The sequence below is a fragment of the Methylobacterium mesophilicum SR1.6/6 genome, assembly GCF_000364445.2.
GTDB classification, from domain to species: domain Bacteria; phylum Pseudomonadota; class Alphaproteobacteria; order Rhizobiales; family Beijerinckiaceae; genus Methylobacterium; species Methylobacterium mesophilicum_A.
The window spans coordinates 3,797,824-3,816,384 of record NZ_CP043538.1; the positions used below are offsets into that span (position 1 = coordinate 3,797,824).

The 18,561-nt window shown below is 72.3% G+C and carries 17 protein-coding genes and 1 pseudogene; 8 read left to right on the forward strand and 10 right to left on the reverse strand.

The features are described from left to right. Nucleotides 1–87 precede the first annotated feature (87 nt). A complete protein-coding gene (metB, locus tag MMSR116_RS18195) occupies nt 88–1,248 on the forward strand; it encodes a cystathionine gamma-synthase (protein ID WP_010687538.1) in 1,161 nt (386 codons plus the stop codon). 9 nt (nt 1,249–1,257) lie between these two features. On the opposite strand, the gene MMSR116_RS18200 is transcribed toward metB, so the two are convergent. Continuing rightward, a complete protein-coding gene (locus MMSR116_RS18200) occupies nt 1,258–2,013 on the reverse strand; it encodes a hypothetical protein (RefSeq protein WP_010687539.1) in 756 nt (251 codons plus the stop codon). Between the two features lie 322 nt (nt 2,014–2,335). Between MMSR116_RS18200 and MMSR116_RS18205 the strand changes: the two genes are divergently transcribed. The 3 genes from MMSR116_RS18205 to MMSR116_RS18215 all read left to right on the forward strand — a co-directional run bounded on the left by MMSR116_RS18205 (nt 2,336) and on the right by MMSR116_RS18215 (nt 6,532). Then, nucleotides 2,336–3,316: a hydroxyacid dehydrogenase gene (locus MMSR116_RS18205; RefSeq protein ID WP_010687540.1), complete on the forward strand. Its 981-nt coding sequence runs from the start codon at nt 2,336–2,338 to the stop codon at nt 3,314–3,316. 292 nt (nt 3,317–3,608) lie between these two features. Beyond that, nucleotides 3,609–5,954: an Orn/Lys/Arg decarboxylase N-terminal domain-containing protein gene (locus MMSR116_RS18210; RefSeq protein WP_010687541.1), complete on the forward strand. Its 2,346-nt coding sequence runs from the start codon at nt 3,609–3,611 to the stop codon at nt 5,952–5,954. Continuing rightward, nucleotides 5,954–6,532, forward strand: a complete 579-nt coding sequence (locus MMSR116_RS18215) for a GNAT family N-acetyltransferase (protein WP_010687542.1) — start codon at nt 5,954–5,956, stop codon at nt 6,530–6,532. Before MMSR116_RS18210 ends, MMSR116_RS18215 begins: the two co-directional genes overlap by 1 nt. Nucleotides 6,533–6,787: 255 nt before the next feature. Here the strand turns inward: MMSR116_RS18215 and MMSR116_RS18220 are convergent, their stop codons facing one another. Beyond that, nucleotides 6,788–7,408: a YceI family protein gene (locus MMSR116_RS18220; protein ID WP_010687543.1), complete on the reverse strand. Its 621-nt coding sequence runs from the start codon at nt 7,406–7,408 to the stop codon at nt 6,788–6,790. Nucleotides 7,409–7,511: 103 nt separating this feature from the next. Between MMSR116_RS18220 and MMSR116_RS18225 the strand changes: the two genes are divergently transcribed. Together MMSR116_RS18225 and MMSR116_RS18230 are read left to right on the forward strand one after the other, a co-directional pair. Further along, the gene (locus MMSR116_RS18225; protein WP_010687544.1) at nt 7,512–8,468 is read left to right on the forward strand and encodes a LysR family transcriptional regulator; all 957 of its coding nucleotides are present in this window, start codon (nt 7,512–7,514) and stop codon (nt 8,466–8,468) included. A 174-nt stretch (nt 8,469–8,642) separates the two neighbouring features. Beyond that, on the forward strand, nt 8,643–9,005 hold the full coding sequence (locus MMSR116_RS18230; RefSeq protein ID WP_039894961.1) for a hypothetical protein: 363 nt from the start codon (nt 8,643–8,645) through the stop codon (nt 9,003–9,005). A gap of 20 nt (nt 9,006–9,025) precedes the next feature. Here MMSR116_RS18230 and MMSR116_RS18235 read toward each other — a convergent pair whose 3' ends face one another. From MMSR116_RS18235 to MMSR116_RS18245, 3 genes are all read right to left on the reverse strand, one after another. Then, nucleotides 9,026–9,481 (reverse strand): hypothetical protein, encoded by a 456-nt coding sequence (locus tag MMSR116_RS18235; protein ID WP_244625487.1) that lies wholly within the window; start codon nt 9,479–9,481, stop codon nt 9,026–9,028. A 394-nt stretch (nt 9,482–9,875) separates the two neighbouring features. After that, the gene (locus MMSR116_RS18240; RefSeq protein ID WP_010687547.1) at nt 9,876–10,082 is read right to left on the reverse strand and encodes a hypothetical protein; all 207 of its coding nucleotides are present in this window, start codon (nt 10,080–10,082) and stop codon (nt 9,876–9,878) included. A 61-nt stretch (nt 10,083–10,143) separates the two neighbouring features. Then, the gene (locus MMSR116_RS18245; protein WP_010687548.1) at nt 10,144–10,872 is read right to left on the reverse strand and encodes a spermidine synthase; all 729 of its coding nucleotides are present in this window, start codon (nt 10,870–10,872) and stop codon (nt 10,144–10,146) included. A 150-nt stretch (nt 10,873–11,022) separates the two neighbouring features. On the opposite strand from MMSR116_RS18245, the gene MMSR116_RS18250 reads away from it, so the two are divergent. Beyond that, on the forward strand, nt 11,023–11,274 hold the full coding sequence (locus tag MMSR116_RS18250; protein WP_010687549.1) for a hypothetical protein: 252 nt from the start codon (nt 11,023–11,025) through the stop codon (nt 11,272–11,274). 60 nt (nt 11,275–11,334) lie between these two features. Here the strand turns inward: MMSR116_RS18250 and MMSR116_RS18255 are convergent, their stop codons facing one another. The 3 genes from MMSR116_RS18255 to MMSR116_RS18265 form a co-directional block, all read right to left on the reverse strand. Further along, nucleotides 11,335–11,790, reverse strand: a complete 456-nt coding sequence (locus tag MMSR116_RS18255) for an SRPBCC domain-containing protein (RefSeq protein ID WP_010687550.1) — start codon at nt 11,788–11,790, stop codon at nt 11,335–11,337. Nucleotides 11,791–11,857: 67 nt separating this feature from the next. Further along, on the reverse strand, nt 11,858–12,163 hold the full coding sequence (locus MMSR116_RS18260; RefSeq protein ID WP_010687551.1) for a hypothetical protein: 306 nt from the start codon (nt 12,161–12,163) through the stop codon (nt 11,858–11,860). 11 nt (nt 12,164–12,174) lie between these two features. Further along, nucleotides 12,175–13,452, reverse strand: coding sequence for a Zn-dependent hydrolase (locus tag MMSR116_RS18265; protein WP_010687552.1), 1,278 nt, complete (start codon nt 13,450–13,452; stop codon nt 12,175–12,177). Nucleotides 13,453–13,930: 478 nt separating this feature from the next. On the opposite strand from MMSR116_RS18265, the gene MMSR116_RS18270 reads away from it, so the two are divergent. Continuing rightward, a complete protein-coding gene (locus MMSR116_RS18270) occupies nt 13,931–14,482 on the forward strand; it encodes a PAS domain-containing protein (protein ID WP_010687553.1) in 552 nt (183 codons plus the stop codon). Between the two features lie 15 nt (nt 14,483–14,497). On the opposite strand, the gene MMSR116_RS18275 is transcribed toward MMSR116_RS18270, so the two are convergent. Both MMSR116_RS18275 and MMSR116_RS18280 read right to left on the reverse strand, forming a co-directional pair. Continuing rightward, a complete protein-coding gene (locus MMSR116_RS18275) occupies nt 14,498–14,932 on the reverse strand; it encodes a GlcG/HbpS family heme-binding protein (protein ID WP_010687554.1) in 435 nt (144 codons plus the stop codon). A gap of 277 nt (nt 14,933–15,209) precedes the next feature. Continuing rightward, nucleotides 15,210–18,528 (reverse strand): annotated as a pseudogene (locus MMSR116_RS18280) (DEAD/DEAH box helicase). Nucleotides 18,529–18,561 lie beyond the last annotated feature (33 nt).

Below are 18,561 nucleotides of genomic sequence, written 5' to 3' on the forward strand. Positions count from 1 at the left end.
GAAAGACTGTTCCGTTCTGCATAAAGAACGCGCCTCGCAACCCGACTCGTCGGGTGGCACGGGACACGGCGCAGGAAGGGACAGCCGATGGCAGAGGGATTCGCGGCCCGCACGATCGCGGCGACCAACGGCGTGGCGCAGGACACCGCCTTCGGCGCCGTGATCGCGCCGATCCACCTGTCGACCACCTTCAAGTTCCCGGCCTTCGAGCAGGCCGGGCCCTACGATTACTCGCGCCTCGGCAATCCGACCCGCGACCAGCTCGCCGACACGATCGCCAAGCTCGAAGGCGGCGCGCGGGCCGTCATGGTCGCCAGCGGCATGGCGGCCCTCGATCTCGCCCTGTCGAGCCTGCGGCCGGGAGACCTGCTGGTCGCCCCACACGATTGCTACGGCGGCACCCACCGCCTCCTCAGCATGCGCGGCGCCCGGGGCCATTACCGGGTGGCCTTCGTCGACCAGACCGACCCCGCGGCGCTGGCGGCGGCCCTGGCCGAGCGGCCTAAGGTCGTGCTCATCGAGACGCCCAGCAACCCGCTGATGCGGGTGGTGGACGTCCGGCGCATCACCGCCGACGCGAAGGCCGTCGGCGCGCTCGCCGTGGTGGACAACACCTTCCTGTCGCCGGCCCTGCAGCAGCCGATTGCCCTGGGGGCCGACCTCGTGGTGCACTCCACCACCAAGTTCCTCAACGGCCATTCCGACGTCATCGGCGGCGTCGTGGTCGCCGCCGACAAGGCGGTCGGCGAGGATCTCGCCGCCTGGGCGAACACGATCGGCGTCACGGGCTCGCCGCTGGACGCGTACCTGACGCTGCGGGGCCTGCGCACCCTGTTCGTGCGCGTGGAGCAGCAGCAACGGAACGCCGGGGCCCTGGCGGCCTTCCTGGACGCGCACCCGGCGGTGAGCCGCGTCCATTATCCGGGCCTGCCGTCGCATCCGGGCCACGTGCTGGCCCGGGCGCAGCAGGCCGGATTCGGCGCCATGCTGAGCTTCGAGCTGGCGGGCGGGCGCGACGCGGTGCGGCGCTTCGTGGAGGCCTTGCGGGTCTTCACGCTGGCCGAGTCCCTCGGCGGCGTCGAGAGCCTGGTCGCACACCCGCCGACCATGACGCACGCGGCCATGGATCCGGAGGCGCGCGCCATCGCGGGCATCACCGACGGGCTGCTGCGCCTGTCCGTCGGCCTCGAGGCCGAGGCCGATCTCCTGGCCGACCTGTCCCGGGGCCTGGAGGCTCTGGGCGGTTGAGCCGGCCGCTCACGCCTCCTCGATGACCTCGAACCCGGATTTGTCCTCCACGACGCGGAACCGGGACAGCCGCAGGGTCTGGGACCGCTCGGCCGCCTCGTCCCGGCACTTGTCGACGTGGACCGCCCGGTTGACGACCTGCAGGTTCGGCGCGCCCCAGTAGCCGAGCAGCTCCGGCCAGGGCGCGCCGCGGTGCTCCCGCCAGACCCGGTAGAGCGGCAGGGCGTGGTCGACCTCCGCGGTGCGCAGCAGCCGCTTGCCGGAGGCGGCGCAACGGTGCTGCTGGCGGAGCTTCAGGGCGCGCACCTGGGCGTGCGGGGCGATCCAGAACTTCCAGGTGGCCACGCAGGCCGCGTGCCAGCCCGCATTGGCGTTGGGCTGTCCCCGCTGCCACAGGTCCCGGTGCCAGCCGAACCGGTAGACCGGCTGGCCGCAGATGCAGCAGGCGCCCCGCCCCCGGGCGAAGGCCGGGTCGCGATAGGGCGCGGGCGGCATCCGGAAGCTCCCGGCCCGGCCCTCGGCGCCGAGCTGCCACGTCCAACCCTCCGGCGTTCCCGAGCGGGCCGCCAGGGCGCGCGCCAGCCGGTCCGCCCGTAGGATGTGGTTGCGCCAGTAGCTCTCGACCGCGAGCCGCGGCGTCGGCGGGATCAGCGGCCGTGCCAGGGCGTGCTGCAGGACCGCCCCCGGGAAGACGGGCGGGAGAGCCCGCTCCAGCCGCGCCCGGGCCAGGTCATTGCGTCGATCGCGCCAAATCGATGTGGTCATGCCGGACCGGTGGTAACCCGCCGGGGATCGCGTCGCGACTGTACCGATGCAACAGCGGCGCGGTCGCGGATCGCGGAAGCGGACGAGCTCGGCGTCGGGCGCGCTGGGTTAACGCAATGTTTCACGGGAAACATTGGGCCTGCACCGCCGCTTCAGCCTGCTGGACCGCCGCAATGCAAGGCCGCGCTGAGGGCCACCGATCGAGCCCGGCCGGACCTCACCCACGCACCGTGCGGTTGCCAGTGCGGCGCGGAGCGCCCAAGAGGGTCGCGGCAAGCGGCTTGCCCCCTCGATCCTCCCCCCTGCAGAGGCTTCCCCTCCCGTGATCACCGGTCCGTGCCTCATCGTCCAGCCGATCCACGCGGCGGGTCTCGACCGGCTGCGGGCCGCGGGGCTGGAGCCGCGCCCAGCCAGCGGCACCGACGCCGAGACCCTGGCGCGCGAGGTCGCCGGCTGCGTGGCCGTCATCACCCGCAACACCGGCTTCCCGGCCCGCGCCATCGCGGCGGCCCCCGCCTTGCGGGTGATCGGCGTGCACGGCACCGGCACCGACCACGTGGCCAAGGTGGAGGCCACCGGGGCCGGGATCGTGGTGGTCAACACGCCGGGCGCCAATGCCGTGTCGGTGGCCGAGCAGACGCTCGCGCTGATCTTCGCCCTGGCCAAGGCCCTGCCCGGGGCCGACCGCTCGGTCCGACGCGGCGACGACAGCTTCAAGTTCACCGCCCGCCTCGTCGAGCTCGCCGGGCTGACGCTGGGCCTCGTCGGCTTCGGGGCGATCGGACAGGCCACCGCCCGGCTCGGCGCCGCCCTGGGCCTGCGGGTCCTGGCCTACGGGCCGAGCCGTCCCGATGCCGACTTCGCCAATGCCGGCGCCCTGCGGGCCGCCTCGGTGGACGCCCTCCTGGCCGAGGCCGACATCGTCTCCCTGCACGTGCCGCTGACGCCGGGCACCCGCGGGCTGATCGGCCGGGATCAACTCGCCCGGATGAAGCGGGAGGCGTTCCTGATCAACACCAGCCGCGGCGGCCTGATCGACGAGGCCGCCCTGATCGAGGCCCTGGAGGCCGGCACGATCGCGGGGGCCGGGCTCGACGTCTTCGCGCAGGAGCCCCTGCCCCCCGAGCATCCCCTCGCCCGCCAGGAGCGCGCGATCCTGACACCCCATGTCGGCGGCTCCACCGAGGCGGCCCTGATCCGCACCGCCGAGACCGCCGCGACCCGCGTGGTCGACGTGCTGGCCGGCCGGCGGCCGGGCGGGCTGGTCAATCCGGATGTCTGGGAGCGGCGGCGCGGGGTGTGACGCGCCCTGCGATCGGCTTCCCGACGACCCCCTCATCCTGAGGTGCCCGCGCCAGCGGGCCTCGACGGAAGGCTCCAGGGATCGCAGCACTTTCTGGACCCCGCCTTCCAGGCTTCCGCGTCGCTGCAGCACCTCAGGATGAGGGTGCAGGTGGGCGGGGTGTTCAAGCGTCTTCGACCCTGCGGATCACGCCCTTTCGTCCGCACCCCGGCTGCCCGCCGCGCGCTGTGTCATGCAATCGTCGCAGACGGGCCGGAAAGCGACCCGCTGCGTTCCCGGCCAAGAGGGCTCCATGGACTTCCACCGTCGCTTCACGGTCCTGATGTGCGCCCCGGCCTTCGATCCGGACGATCTGGAAGGCGCGCGCGTCAACCAGATCGTGGCGGCCGTGGAGCAGCGCGGCTTCGAGGTGGTGCGCGCCCGGCGCGTCGAGGACGCGGCCATCGCGGTTCAGACCGACGCGGCGGTGGGCTGCCTCGTGGTCGACTGGGGCAAGCGCGGCCTCGACGGCAAGGCCGCCGCCCTCATCGACATGATGAGGAAGCGCGGCCTGGAGATGCCGATCGTCATCATGGTCCGCCGCAAGCGGCTGGAGGACATCCCGGTCGAGCTGCTCGACTTCATCGACGGCTACATCTTCCTCGCCGAGGAGACGCCGGAATTCATCGCCCGCGGCCTCGTCAGCCGGGTCACGCAATATGCCGAGACGCTGAAGACCCCGTTCTTCGGCGCGCTGGTCGACTACGCCGAGAAGGGCAACCAGCTCTGGACCTGCCCGGGCCACAACGGCGGCATTTTCTACAACCGCTCCCCGATCGGGCGGATCTTCGTGGAACACCTCGGCGAGGCCATCTTCCGCGACGACCTCGACAACTCGGTCCTCGATCTCGGCGACCTCTTGACCCATGAGGGCCCGGCCCTGAAGGCCCAGAAGGAGGCGGCCCGGATCTTCGGGGCGGAGAAGACCTATTTCGTCCTCAACGGCACCTCGGCCTCCAACAAGATCGTCCTGTCCTCCCTGGTGGCGGAGGACGACCTCGTCCTGTTCGACCGCAACAACCACAAGGCGGCCCACCACGGCGCCCTGTTCCTCGGCGGCGGCATCCCGATTTTTCTGGAAACCGATCGCAACGCCTACGGGCTGATCGGGCCGATCTTCCACGAGGCCCTCGACGAGACCCGGATCCGCGAGAAGATCCGCCGCAACCCGCTCGTGACCGACCCGGAGGCGTGGCGGCGGGAGCGGCCGTTCCGCGTCGCGGTGATCGAGCAGTGCACCTACGACGGCACGATCTACGACGCCCAGGAGATCCTGGAGAAGATCGGCCACCTCTGCGACTACATCCTGTTCGACGAGGCCTGGGCGGGCTTCATGAAGTTCCACCCGCTCTACGCCCGCCGCTTCGCCATGGGGCTGACCGGCCTCGACGAGACCTCGCCCGGCATCGTCGCCACGCAATCGACCCACAAGCAGCTCGCGAGCTTCTCCCAGGCCTCGCAGATCCACACCCGGGACGGGCACATCCGTGGCCAGACCCGGCGGGTCGAGCACAAGCGGCTCAACGAGAGCTTTCTGGTCCACGCCTCCACGTCACCCTTCTATCCCCTGTTCGCCTCCCTCGACGTCGGCGCCCAGATGATGAAGGGGCGCTCGGGCATGATCCTGTGGGACGACACGATCCGGCTCGGGATCGAGTGGCGCAAGAAGGTCCGGGCGATCCGGCGGGAATTCGAGGAGAACGAGCGCGACCCCGCCCGGCGCTGGTTCTTCGACCCCTTCGTGCCGGACGTGACCCGGAACGCCGACGGGGCCGAGGTGCCCTGGGAGAGCGTGCCGACCGACGAACTCGCCGCCACGCCCCGCCACTGGGAGCTGAAGCCCGGCGCGCGCTGGCACGGCTTCACCCACGTGGCGCCGGGCTACGCCATCACCGACCCGAACAAGCTCACGGTGCTGACCCCGGGCTTCGACCGGAAGACCGGCGCCTACGCGCAGCACGGCGTGCCGGCGCCGATCGTGGCGCAATACCTGCGTGAGAACCGGATCGTCGCCGAGAAGAACGACCTGAACTCGCTGCTCTTCCTGCTGACCCCGGGAGTCGAATCCTCCAAGGCCGGCACGCTGATCTCGGGCCTCGTCGCCTTCAAGCGGCTCCACGACGACAACGTCCCGCTGGAGGAGGCCATGCCGGAATTCGTCAATCGCCGGCCGAACCGCTATCGCGGCGTGCGCCTGCGCGACCTCTGCGGCGAGTTCCACGCCTTCCACCGGGAGGCCGGCACCTCGGCGCTGCAGCGGCGCCAGTTCGCCCCGGAGCATCTGCCCGAGATGGTGATGCCGCCCAAGAAGGCCGCCCAGATGCTGACCCGCAACAAGGTCGACTACGTGCCGATCGCCGAGGCCGAGGGGCGGATCGCCACCACGCTGATGCTGGTCTATCCCCCGGGCATCGGCACGGTGCTGCCGGGCGAGCGGCTCGACGAGCGGGCCAAGCCCATGCTCGACTATTTCAAGATGTTCGAGGCCTCGGCCAACCTGTTCCCGGGCTTCGAGGCCGAGATCCAGGGCGTCTACCGCGAGGTGGAGCCGGACGGGCGGATCCGCTTCCACACCTACGTGGTGCGCGAGGGGGCCTGATGGGGATCGCGGTCGAGACCCCCGGCCCCGTCGCGGCCCGGCCGTCCCCCGACATCGTCATCCGCGCCTCCTCGGACGCCGACGTCGAGGCGATGGTGGCGATCTACGAGCACCATATCGGCAAGGGCGTGGGCGATGTCGGCGCCTTCGAGGAGGGCCGCCTGCTCCCCGACGACCTGAAGCGGCGGCGCAAGTCGATGCGCAAGAAGCGCCTGCCGCACCTCGTGGCGGACCGCGCCGGGGCGGTGGCGGGCTACGCCTACGCGGTGCCGTTCCGGAAGCGCCCGGCCTATCGCTACACGCTCAAGCACTCGATCTACGTCCATCCCGACCACCTGCATGCCGGGATCGGAAGGCGGCTGCTGCCGGCCCTGATCGAGGCCTGCGCGGCCGGCGGCTACCGGCAGATCATCGGCTACATCGACGCCGAGAACGAGGCCTCGCTGCGCCTCCACGAGGCCTGCGGGTTCGAGCGGGTCGGCTTCCTGAAGGCGGTGGCGTTCAAGTACGGCCACTGGGCGGACAGCGTGATGGTCCAGCGGGCGCTGGGCACCGGATCGGAGGACCGGCCGGGATAGGGTGCGGCGCAGGATGCGCGATCGGGCGGCTCCGACAGGCCGTTCGATCGGGCTTGTCCAACCCGCGACCGCATCCTGAGGTGCTGCGCAGCAGCCTCGAAGGAGGGCTCCCGCCGGCCGCGCGACCTCTGGAGGGCTCCTTCGAGGCCTTCGCTCCGCTCCGGCATTTCAGGATGAGGGAGAGGCTTGGATTCCCGTCGCTTGACGGGCGTGGGATCGAACAGGCTTCGTCCCGTCCGCGATCACGGCCCGCCCTCACTCCTGCTTCTCGAACGCCCCCGCGATGGTGAGGTGCAGCTCGTCGCCGATCAGCGGTACGTAGGTCTTCACGCCGAATTCCGAGCGCTTGAGCGTGCCGGTGGCCTCGAAGCCGACCGTGACCTTCTTGTTGAGCGGATTCACCCCGGCCCCCATCAGGGTGACGTCCAGCGTCACCGGCTTGGTCACGCCGTGGAGCGTCAGGTCGCCGGTCACCTTCGCGCGGTCCTTGCCCTCGGGCGTGATCTTGGTGGACACGAAGGTCATGGCGGGGAACTTGGCGGCGTCGAGCCACTGGTCGCCCTTGAGCTCGTCGGTGAGCTTGGCGCTGGTGGTCGCCACCGAGGCCACCGGGATCCTGACCGACAGCTTGGCGGCCGCCGGGTTCTTCGGCTGCAGCTCCAATGTGCCGGACACGTCCGAGAAGCCGCCCGCGTAGTTCGAGAAGCCCATATGGGAGACCCGCCAGCCGACCTGGGTGTGGTTGGGGTCGACCGCGTAGGTGCCGGCCTGGATCTGCGCCGGGTCGCGGGTCGGGGGGGTCTGGGCGAGGACCGGAGTGACCGCCGGGGTGGCGATCAGCAGGGCCAGAAGGCCGGAGGCGAGAATCGACTTCACGGGTGTCTCCTACACGCGGCCGACGGTCGAGCGCGCTTCGACGCGCCGCGGCAGCCCTCTAGCCCCGTTCACCGCCCCGGTTGAGCCTGTTATCCGGAACCCCATGGTTGCGAGAACGGAAACCTTCCAGGGCGGCCTCGACGACGTGCGGGCCTTCTGCGCGGTGGTCGACCTCGGCACGGTGACGGCCGCCGCCGCCAGCCTGCGGGAGACCAAGGGCAGCGTCAGCCGGCGGATCTCCCGTCTGGAGCGGGCGCTGGGCGCCCGGCTGATGGCGCGGACCTCCCGGGCGGTCTCGCCTACCGCCGAGGGCCTCGCCTTCTACGCCAAGGCCCAGGAAAGCCTGACGCTCCTCGACGAGGCCGCCGAGACCGCCCGCGACGCCCGCACGGTACCGGCCGGCCACCTGCGGATCACGACGTCCATCGATTTCGGCATCGAGGTGATGCCCGAGATCGTCGCGAGCTTCCGGACGGCCTATCCGCAGATCACCGTGGAGATGCTGAACACCGACGCGCGCCTCGACCTCGCGGCCAACCGAATCGACCTCGCCCTGCGGCTCGGCGGTGCGGAGGAGACCGGCTACCGCGCGATGGTCCTGGCGACCCTGGCGGTGGGCCTCTACGCCGCCCCCGCCTACCTGCTGCGCCACCCGGCGCCGACGCGCCTCGCGGATCTGGGCGAGCACGACCTGATCCTCGCCCGCGAGCGCTTCGGCGCCGCGCCGCTCGCCCTCACCGACGGCCAGGGCCGCACCGAGAAGCTGGCCCTCAGCCCCGCGATCCGGGTCAGCGACTTCGCCACCGCGCATCGGCTGACCCTGGCGGGCGCCGGGATCGGCCATCTCCCCGGCCTCGTCGCCGCCCGCGCGGTGGCGTCCGGGCAGATCGTGCGCGTGCTCGCCCCCTGGGCGACCCGCGGCGCGCGCCTGCGCGCCGTCACCCTGGCGGGGCGCGAGCTGCCGGCCCGGGTTCACGTCTTCCGGGAGCATGTCCGCGGCGCGCTGGCGACGCGGGACGGCTCGCAAGAGTCCGGCGATTATAGCTACGAATACAGTTAAACTGGCTGTAGACCCGATATTAACACCGTACAGAGACGCATCCGATAAAATTTTATCGATCGATGTATCGGGGTTTTGAGGGCCGGCCCGCAGGATGTGGTGCAGCGGCGCCCCGGGCCGCCCGGCGGCGGTTCACGGCCCCGGAACGCTTCAGATCTCGCGCGGACGCCCGACATGCCCCCTCGCAGCAGGTGCCTGCACACCCTCTTGGTCGTCGGGACGCTCGCCCTGGCCGGTTCGGGCCTCGTGGCTGAGACGGCCTGGGCGACGCTGTCGAGCGCGGCCCGGATCGTGCTGCAGAAGGGGCGTCACTACATGCCGACCGATCTGTACCTGCGCCGCGGCGACACGATCACGCTGCGCAACGGCGACGAGAGCTTGACGCATCACGCCTTCATCGAGGCGGACCGGTTCACCTTCGATGCCGGGGACCAGGAACCCGGCACCGAGACGCGCCTGACGCTGGCCGAGCCGGGGGATTTCACGATCCAGTGCGGCATCCACCCGAAGATGAAGCTGACCATCCACGTCCAGTAGGCCCGGCGCCGGGCCCGGACTCAGCTGTCACGGCCGAGGCCGAGGCCGCGGAGGATGTCGCCGATCGGGTCGATCCGCGAGGCGGCGGCGGGGGCGGGGGCGGCCTGCACGGCTTGGGGAGCCGCGGGGGCGGCGGTCCGGTCGACGGCCGCCGTGCGGGCGAGCGCGGCGTGGCGGAGGCGGGCGCTCCGGTGCGCGGCGCGCTCGTTGCCCTTGGGCCGGCGCGCCACCACGGCCTTGCGGAGCGGCTCGGACGAACCCGCCATCTCGGCCGGGAGCGGTGACGCGAGCGGCGGCATCACGGCCGCCTGCTGCGGGGCGGGGACCGCGGACGGGAGCGGGTTTGCCGGGACGACGCTGCGCAGATCCGTCCGGATCGCGCCCGTGGTCTCGGGAGCGGCCAGCCGGGCCGGCGGGTCCGTCCACGCGGCCGGCTGCACCACCGCCGCGACCGGACGAGGCGGAGTCGTCAGCACGTCGCGATTGGACGGATGCAGACTATGCGCGGCCACGGCCAGGCCGAATACGGCAATGGCGGTGGTTGCGAGTGTGGACCGGAAGTGTTCCATGACGAAAGAACGAACGGCCAAGCTCCCGGTTCCGCTTGACTGGTCGCTCGTCAGCCCTTCGCACACGCAACAGCCTGAGGCTGAGCGGCGGGAAAGAAAAAAGGCCACTCCCGAAGGAGCGGCCCGAAGTCTAGGGAGGAAACGCCCAAGAAGGGCAGCGAGACCGCGACGCCATCGCGATCTCGCACTGCACAGATAGGATACTGCACTGCGGCATGCAACGGCCCGCAGGGCGTGAAGGTATGCATATGCGCGGTGGGCTGACCGTCAGGGCATTCACAGAGGTCATGGCCGAGCCTGCCTAGGGAGAACCCGCCGTTCCGTCATGCCCGATCAGCCGCTCGACCTCGGCGAGGGCGACGGCGCGCGCGGCCCGCTCCGAGGCGTGCGGACGGTACGATCCCCGGACCAGCTTGCCGCGGTCGCGGATCGCCCAGGTGAATCGACCGGGATCGTGCCGGCTCGGCCTGACCTCGACCGTGTAGAGATGCCCGCCATTCGCACCCATGAGTAGAATGTGCGGGACATCGCGGTGTCGGGATAGGGGGTGCGACCGTGAGCGGCAGACGTTACCGGGCCGGCCGTAGCCGGCCGGTGTCGGTCCGGAGCGCCTCATCCGGGGCCGCGCTCCGGGTCGCGAGCCAGACCACGTGCTTGGGACCGCTGCCCCGGCCGCTCGCGTGGACGCGCCGCTCGTCCACCACGAAGCCGGAGCGTTGCAGGCGGCCCTTGAACTTGCGGTCGGGCGCACCCGACCAGACGCCGAGGATTCCCCCCGGCCGCAGCGCCCAGCGGGCCCGCTTGAGGCCCCAGTTGTCGTAGAGCCGATCGTTCGCCCGGCGCATCAGGCCCTCGGGGCCGTTGTCGACGTCGAGCAGGATCGCGTCGTAGCGCTCGGGGCCGGCCTGGATCAGGCGGTTCACGTCGGCCTCCTGCAGGTCGACGCGCGGATCGTCGAGGCAGCCGGCGAAGACGTGGGCCAGGGGCCCCCGCGCCCAGGCGATCACGGACGGGACCAGCTCGGCCACCACCACGTGCGCCTCCGGCCCGAGGCCCGCGAGGGCGGCCCGCAGGGTGAAGCCCATGCCGAGCCCGCCGATCAGGATCCGCGGCCGGGACCGGTCCCTCAGGCGGTCGCAGGTCAGCGCCGCGAGCGCCACCTCGGAGCCGCTGCGGCGGTTGTTCATCAGCTCGATCGTGTCGGCCAGGATCGCGAACTCGTCGCCCCGCCGCATCAGGCGCAGGTCGGTGCCGCCACCGGGAACGGTGCCGGTGTCGAGATGAACCCAGGGTATCACGGACGGCGTCCTCACATGTGAGCGAAACTTGGCGGCGCGGCAGATCGCGGCGGGAGCGTGGCGGCTCCGGGTGCGGCTTGTGCGCGCCGCGCAACCCTCCGCCCGGTGCCGCACCTTGCCGCGATCGATTCCGGCGGCGTATCAGCACCTATGGCCAAGCGCATCAAGTCGAGACCGCAGGAGCGGGGCTTTGTTCTGTTCGATATCGTCTACACGGACGGTTCCCGAGCCTCGAACCGGCGTGTGCCGGTGGAGCTCCTCGGCGGCCTGGACGGCGACGAGCCGGCCCGGCAGCTCATCGCCGAGCAGGAGGAGGAGATCGCCCTCAAGGCCGGACGGCCGGGCCGCGAGATCCAGAGCCTGACGCGCTCGCCGATCGTCAAGCCGAAGCCGGTGGACTGACGCCGTCCCGGGCGCCCGGCGGCCTCGCCCTCTCCGGAAGCGCGACCCGGGTCGGCCGGGTCACGTCGCCTCGGCGATGCGGCGGGCGACCTCGTCCCGCAGCGCCTCGTTCATCGCGGCGCACCTCCCCTGCACGCGGTTCCGCAGCCACGGGAACAGAGCCGGCGCGAGCAGGCCCGCGAAGGTCCCCGCCTGGACCACGCTGACGCCCTGCCGGGTCTCGATGATCCGGACGTCGTGACAGCCTGTGAGCAGGTGCGGCCGCGCGAAGCCGACGCGCCAGGTCAGCCGCCGGCCGGGCTCCCAGCAGATCACCTGCGCCCGCAGCGTCAGGGCGGCGCGCCCGTTCAAGGTCAGCTCCAGGCGCCAGCGCCCTCCCCGGCGCTGCGGCCCCTCCGCCTTGCGGATGACCGGGTTCCACGCGGAATAGGCATCCAGGTCCGTCAGGACGGACCAGACCGTCCCGGCCCGCGCCGGAATCGCGATCTCGGCGCTGCTGACCCGGCCGACCGTCATGTCTCCCTCCCGGACAAGTGCCCCCGTCGCGCGGCGCGCGGCTGATGCGTGCCGCCGGAGCGTGCCGTCAGAGCCCGCCCTCGACCACCTCCAGGGCCCGGAGGATCGCGAATCCGATCCGCTCGGCCTCGGCCTCCGCCCCGTCGGAGGCCGGCAGCAGCGCCACGGTCTCGACCACCGGATCCGCCTCAGGCCCCACCACCACCCGGACGACGTCGCCCTCCTCGGCGGCCGGGTCGCGGATCAGCCCGACCCGATGGCCGGCCCCGGTGCCGAGGACCCGCAGGGGCGCCTGCGCGGGCTCCGGCCCCTGGGCCGGCGCGCCCGGCCGGCGGGCGCCGAAGGCCGGGCGGATGACGTTGTCGTCGGGCATGGCGATCCCCTTCAGGCCCGCGCGGTGGCCAAGCCGGCCGTCGCGAGAACCGCGTCGGCCAGGACCTGCATCCCGGCGCCGGCCCAGTCCGGCGTGATGCTCTCGGCCTCGTTGTGGCTGATCCCGCCGTGGCAGGGGCAGAACACCAGGGCCGCCGGGACCGTGCGGGCGCAGTAGACGGCATCGTGGTAGATCGCCGTCGGCATCCGGGTCCAGGCGTGGCCCCGCGCCTCCGCGGCCGCCTGGACGCGGTCCACCAGCACCGGGTCGAACGCGGTGGGCGGCGCCCGCCAGAACTCGTCGACGCGGATCGTGACGCCGCGCTCCGCCGCTAGGCCGTCGGCCCGGGCCAGGATCCGTGCCCGCATCGCCTCGAGCTGCTCCGTGTCGCCGTGGCGGGTGTCGAGGCTGAACCAGACGCGGCCGGGCGTGATGTTGCGGCTCGCCGGCTCGGCTTTCAGCACGCCCACGGTGGCCCGGCCGCGCTCGTCGCCGGCGCCGACCGCCGCCAAGGCGATGTCCTCCAGCGACGCGATCAGCGCCGCCGCGGCCATCATGGCGTCGCGCCGGCCGACCATGGGGCTGCCCGCATGGGCCTCCTCGCCCAGCACGGTGATCTCGTACCAGATCTGGGCGAGCGCCCGATCGACCACCCCGATGGTCAGACCGGCTTCCTCCAGGCGCTTGCCCTGCTCGATATGCAGCTCGAAATAGGCGCCGATCCCCCGCAGGCCGGCCGGGTCCGCCGCGCCCTGCCAGCCGATGCGCCGCAGCTCGTCCCCGAAGACGTGGCCGGCGAGGTCCCGGGTGGCCATCACGTCGGCCTCCGGAACGATGCCCATGGCGACGCCGCTGCCGCTCATCGGCGGCGCGAAGCGCGCGCCCTCCTCGTTGCACCAGTTGATCAGCAGGAGCGGCGCCTCGGTCTCGATCCCGGCTTCCTGCAGGGCGCGCATGATCTCGAGCCCGGCGAGCACGCCGAGGGGGCCGTCGAACTTGCCCCCGGTGGGCTGGGTGTCGAGGTGGCTGCCGATGGCGACGGGCTTCCGGGCCGGGTCCCGGCCCGGGCGGTGGAAGATCATGTTGCCGATCCGGTCGACGGCGAGGGTGAGCCCCGCGGCCTCGCCCCAGCGCTGGAAGAGGGCGCGCCCCTCGGCGTCGCGGTCGGTCAGGGTCTGGCGGTCGTTGCCGCCGTTGGGCAGCGCGCCGATCCGGGCAAGATCCATCAGGCTGGCCCAGAGCCGATCCTGCGACAGTGGGAGGTTGGTGCGGTCCGGATTGCGAACCATGGCGCCTCTGCGGGGTGCGTGCGGGGTGCGGCGAGGTTAGGCCGTGTCGCGGATGCGCACCAGGGACGGCGCTTCCCGACGGGCGAGGTCGGTCATCGCGGCCGGACGTCGAGGCTGTCGCCACGCCGACCCGCCGGTCCCGAACCGACGGATCGTGGCGCAGGACGATCCGCGAGAGATGAAGTCCCGCGGCCTCGCAGAGCGTCGCCGACGGAGGCGCGCGAAGTATCCGCAAGCCGCGATTCTACCTACGGACGCCCGCCCGCCGACAGGACTGGCGAGTCTGATACAATTCCCTCGCGCATGACAGATTAACCCCGAGGGTAATCATATTTGATCACCGCGACAACATGTCAGATGCTGATAAATACCCAAAGCCCTCGACACCTCTGGACAGGGCAGCCACGGGCTGCCTGTGTCTTGATTGTTATGTCCATCACCGTACAAGCACAGGTTGGAACAATTCGAAGGGGGCCCGATGCAGCTAGCGTCCGAGGCAGTCGCTGCCCTGCAGCCCGCGGGGTTCGTCGGGATCTGGGATACCGATGTCTCCGCCGGCCGGTCGGTGCTGGACGCGGGCGCCGCCGCCATGCTGGCCGGTAACCCGGGCCTCGCCGGTCAGCCCCTCGCCCTCGAGACCGCGCTGGGACGCATCCATCCGGAGGACCGCGACTGGGTCTTCGGGAAGATCCGGCGCGTCCGGCAGACCGGCGGGCCGGTCTCCCTCGAATTCCGGGTCCTGTCGGGCCGGGGCGACGTCCGCTGGATCCTCAACCGGGGCTTCCTGGGCCCGGACGGCTCGGGCACGCTGCACGGGCGTGGTGCCTATCTCGACGTCACGGATCTCTACGCCCGGCCGGCACGCACCCCGGACGGCGCCCCGCTGCAGGCCGGCGACCTTGAGGCCGCCGCCGATCACTGCATCGACGCCCATGCGGCCCTCGACCGCTACGGGGACCCGTACCTGCAGACGGTCTCCGGCATGCTGCTGCTCGGGATCGGCCGGACGCTGGCGCAGCGTCAGGCCTGATCGGCGGCGCCGGATTCAGGTCCGCCAGGGATGGGCCGGCAGCTCCGTGCGGCCGATGGCCTTGGCGCCGGCCTCCGCGACGGTGTGGTCGTTTTCCACGGTCGAGCCGCTGACCCCGATGGCGCCCGACATCACGCCGTCCGCGTCGACGATCGGGATCCCGCCCGGGAAGGTGATCAGGCCGTCATTCGAGTGCTCGATCCCGTAGAGCGGGCCGCCCGGCTGGGAAAGCTGGCCGATCTGGCCGGTCATCATGCCGAAGAACACCGAAGTCTTGGCCTTCTTGTGGGCGATGTCGATGGAACCGACCCACGCATCGTCCATGCGATGGAACGCCTTCAGGTTGCCGCCGGAATCCACCACGGCGATGCACATCTGGGTGCCGAGTTCCGTCGCCTTCGCCCGCGCGGCGGCGATGGCCTTCTCGGCCTGCTCAATCGTGACGTGCATGGGACACTCCCGTTCGCGGTTTCTACGCGACAGGCTGTGACCCTTTGAAGCGTCCGGCGCAAGCAGGCCCGGTCGCAACGCGTTCAACGGCACACGGCAGAGCGCCCTCTTGGACGTTCACACATCTCTGTCCGGAGCTCTCTCTTCTCCTCCCTGTGGGGCGGGAGACGCGCAACCCCCTCGCTTCCCTCCCGCCGAGAAAGACGTGTGACCATCCTAGCCCACCCAGTCGGTGCGGCACGGTCGAGGCCCCTGTTCTTCGGGCGGACGCACGAGCTCAGCCGGCGCGCTCCCGGGCAGCGCGCACGCGCTCCAGCAGCGCATCGGCCAGGGCAGCGCAATCCGCGGGGCCGGGACAGGGGCGCTTCCACACGACCCGCCCCTCGCGCAGGATGATCTCCTTCGCCGCCGCCATCGCGGGCAGCGGCCGGTCGGGCCTCAGATCGGCCGCCACGCCCTGCGGACCGCCCCGGAGCCGGGCCACGCCCAATTCGCAGCAGGCGGCGCGCAGCCGGGCGAGGTCGAACAGGGCGAGCACCGGCGCGGGCGCCGCGCCGAACCGGTCCTCCACTTCCCCGGCGAGCGCCTCGATCGCCTCGGCGTCGCGCAGGCGCAGGAGTCGCGTGTAGAGGCTCAGGCGGATCTCGGGCTCGGGCACGTAATCCGCGGGGATCCGGCTCGGCAGGCCGAGCTCGATCTCGGGGCTCCAATCCTCGGCCCGGCCGCCCTTGGCGGCGGTGAGCGCCAATTGCAGCAGGTGCTGGTAGAGGCCGAGTCCGACCAGCTTGGCGTGGCCGGCCTGATCCTCGCCGACGAGGTCGCCCGCGCCGCGCAGGTCGAGGTCGCGGGCGCTCACCGCGAAGCCGGCGCCGAGGCGGTCGAGGGCTTCCAGGGCGCGCAGGCGCTGAAGGGCCGCCGCGGGCGGGGGCGCGGCCGGGTCGCTGAGCAGGTGGACGGTGCCGCGCCGCTGGCCGCGGCCGACGCGCCCGCGCAGCTGATGGAGCTGCGCCAGCCCGAACCGGGCGGCGTCCCAGACCAGCATGGTGTTGGCCCGGGGCACGTCGAGCCCGCTCTCCACGATGGCGGTGGCGAGCAGCACGTCGCCGTCGCCCTCCGCGAAGCGGACCATGACCTCGTCCATGGCCGACGGCTTCAGGTCCCCGTGCGCCACGAGGATGTCCAGTCCCGGCACCAGGGCGCGCAGGCGCTCGGCCATGGGACCGATATCCTCGATCCGCGGGCAGACCACGAAGCTCTGGCCGCTCCGGCGGTGCTCGCGGATGAGCGCCTCGCGGACCGCGTCCGCGTCGAAGGGCGCCACCACGGTGCGGACCGGCTGGCGCAGGGCCGGGGGCGTGGCGAGCACGCTCAGGCTCTGGAGGCCGACGAGGGCCGCCTGGAGGGTGCGGGGGATGGGGGTCGCGGTCAGCGTCAGCACGTGACCGCCCCCCCGGGGGCTCTCGGCCAAGCGACGCAGATCCGCCTTCAGCTTGGCGCCGAAGCGCTGCTCCTCGTCGATCACCGTCAGGCCGAGATCCGCAAAGGCGGCGCCGGCCAGCGCGTGGGTGCCGACCACGAGCCGGATCGTGCCGTCGGCGAGTCCCGCCTTGACGCGCTTGGCCTCGGCGGGCGCCACGAGGCGCGACAGCTGCGCGACCTCGATGCCGAAGCGTCCGAAGCGGCGACGCAGAATCTCGGTGTGCTGGCGCGCCAGCACGGTGGTGGGGGCGATCAGCGCCGCCTGCTTGCCGGAGAAGATCGCCGCCGCCAGCGCCCGGAGCGCCACCTCGGTCTTGCCGAAGCCGACATCGCCGCAGACCAGCCGGTCCATGGGCCGGCCGGAGGCGAGATCGGCCATCAGCGCGTCGAAAGCCGCTGCCTGATCGGGGGTCGGCGCGAATCCGAAGCCGGCCGCGAAGCGCTCCATGTCGCGGGCCGGCGGCGCCAGGACCGGGGCCTCGGTCTCCCGGCGGGCGCGGGCCGCTTCCAGCATCAGGCGGGCGGTGCGCGCCATGGTAGCCTCGGCCTCCAGGCGGCGCCGAGGCCAGGTGCCACCGTCGAGCTTGTCGAGGGTGACGGCATCGGGCTCCGGCCCGTAGCGGCCAGATCCGGTCGGCCTGGGTCACCGGCACCATCAGGATCGCGTCGCCGGCGAAGCGCAGGCGCAGGGCCTCGGAGGCCTCCGGGCCCTCGCCGCCCTCGCCGCCCCGCGCGGCGACCGGCTCCAGCCCCTCGAACACGCACAGGCCGTGATCGCGGTCCACGGCCACGTCGCCGGGGCGCAGGTCGACCTCGCCCATCGGCAGGATCGCCCGGGCGCCCCCCGCCACCGCGGCCTCCGGCCCGAACAGGTCGGCGGCGGCGATCACGGTGGCGCCCTGCTCGGGCACCCGGAACCCGGCCGCCAGCGGCGCCTCCAGGGCGAGGACGTCGCCCGGGACCGCCTCGGCGACGTCGGCCCAGGCGTCGATCAGGCGGATCGGGCGCTCGGCGATCTTGCCGGCCTGGCGCACGAGGCGCCGGAGCGGCCGGACCGTGCCGGCGAGCACCACGATGTCGCCGGCCTTCAGCCGGTCGCGCATGACCTTCGCGAACGCCGTCCCCGGCCGGCGCTCCCGGGCGAAGGCCGGCATGGCGCGGGGCGCCCCGGCCGCCTCGGTGGCGGTGATGCGTTCGTGCGCCGCCACGATGTCGCGCCACGCGTCGCGCGCCAGGTAGAGGCCCGCGCCGGCCAAGCCACGCCCGTCGCGGGCCTTCAGCCGCCCGCGCGCCTCGTCCATCTGCTCGTAGAAGGCGTCGATTCGCGCCTGCGTGCCGTCCTCGACCACGAGGCGCGCCTCGGGCACGTAGTCCAGGAGGGTGACGAGGTGGGGATAGTAGCGGTCGAGGCGGTGCTCCTGGCCCGTGAACGGCTCGAAGCTCTGGCCGGAGCCCGGCTCCAGGATGATCTCGGTCGCCGGATCGATCACCAGTTCCATCGCGTCCGCCACCGAGCGCTGCGAGACCGGATCGTAGGAGCGGATCGCGGTCACGCGTCCACCCGCATGCTCGATCCGGCAGGGCCGCGGCGCGGCGGCGGGAAAGACCTCCACGGTGCGGCCGCGGACGGCGATCTCGCCGGGCTCGTCGACCCGCTCGTCGAGGATGTAGCCGAGGCGCTTGAGGTCGGTCGTCGCGGCGGCGACGTCGAGGGTGTCGCCGACCCGCAGGGTCACGCGGGCCGTGGCCCAGGTCTCCGGCGGCGGCACGCGCTGGACGAGCGCCGGGGCGGTCGTCAGCACGAAGTCCGGCAGGGCGTCCGTGTCGGTCAGCCACCGCATCACCGCGGCCCGGGCGCCCATCGTGGCCCGCGACGGCGAGGCGTGGTCGAAGGGCAGGCAGTCCCATTCGGGATAGACCGCGACCTGCGCGTCGGGATCGAGCGCCCGGAGGGTCGCGGCGAGGTCCTCCAGGCGGCGCGCGTCCCGGGCGACGTGCACGACCGGCCCGGGTCCCGCGGCGAAGGCCAGCAGCGCCACCGCCAGGGCCCCGGTGGGCATCAGCGGCGCGTCCTCGAGTCCCTGCTGCGCGCCCGCCTTCGTCCTGCGCTTGGCCATGCCTGATCCGAACCTGTCCCCTTCGAGCCGGCA

Coding starts and splice junctions, on each gene's coding strand:
- metB (WP_010687538.1), top strand. CDS start 88: ATGGCAGAGGGATTCGCGGCCCGCACGATCGCGGCGACCAACGGCGTG.
- MMSR116_RS18200 (WP_010687539.1), bottom strand. CDS start 2,013: ATGACCACATCGATTTGGCGCGATCGACGCAATGACCTGGCCCGGGCG.
- MMSR116_RS18210 (WP_010687541.1), top strand. CDS start 3,609: ATGGACTTCCACCGTCGCTTCACGGTCCTGATGTGCGCCCCGGCCTTC.
- MMSR116_RS18215 (WP_010687542.1), top strand. CDS start 5,954: ATGGGGATCGCGGTCGAGACCCCCGGCCCCGTCGCGGCCCGGCCGTCC.
- MMSR116_RS18225 (WP_010687544.1), top strand. CDS start 7,512: ATGGTTGCGAGAACGGAAACCTTCCAGGGCGGCCTCGACGACGTGCGG.
- MMSR116_RS18230 (WP_039894961.1), top strand. CDS start 8,643: ATGCCCCCTCGCAGCAGGTGCCTGCACACCCTCTTGGTCGTCGGGACG.
- MMSR116_RS18240 (WP_010687547.1), bottom strand. CDS start 10,082: ATGGGTGCGAATGGCGGGCATCTCTACACGGTCGAGGTCAGGCCGAGC.
- MMSR116_RS18250 (WP_010687549.1), top strand. CDS start 11,023: ATGGCCAAGCGCATCAAGTCGAGACCGCAGGAGCGGGGCTTTGTTCTG.
- MMSR116_RS18255 (WP_010687550.1), bottom strand. CDS start 11,790: ATGACGGTCGGCCGGGTCAGCAGCGCCGAGATCGCGATTCCGGCGCGG.
- MMSR116_RS18260 (WP_010687551.1), bottom strand. CDS start 12,163: ATGCCCGACGACAACGTCATCCGCCCGGCCTTCGGCGCCCGCCGGCCG.
- MMSR116_RS18265 (WP_010687552.1), bottom strand. CDS start 13,452: ATGGTTCGCAATCCGGACCGCACCAACCTCCCACTGTCGCAGGATCGG.
- MMSR116_RS18270 (WP_010687553.1), top strand. CDS start 13,931: ATGCAGCTAGCGTCCGAGGCAGTCGCTGCCCTGCAGCCCGCGGGGTTC.
- MMSR116_RS18275 (WP_010687554.1), bottom strand. CDS start 14,932: ATGCACGTCACGATTGAGCAGGCCGAGAAGGCCATCGCCGCCGCGCGG.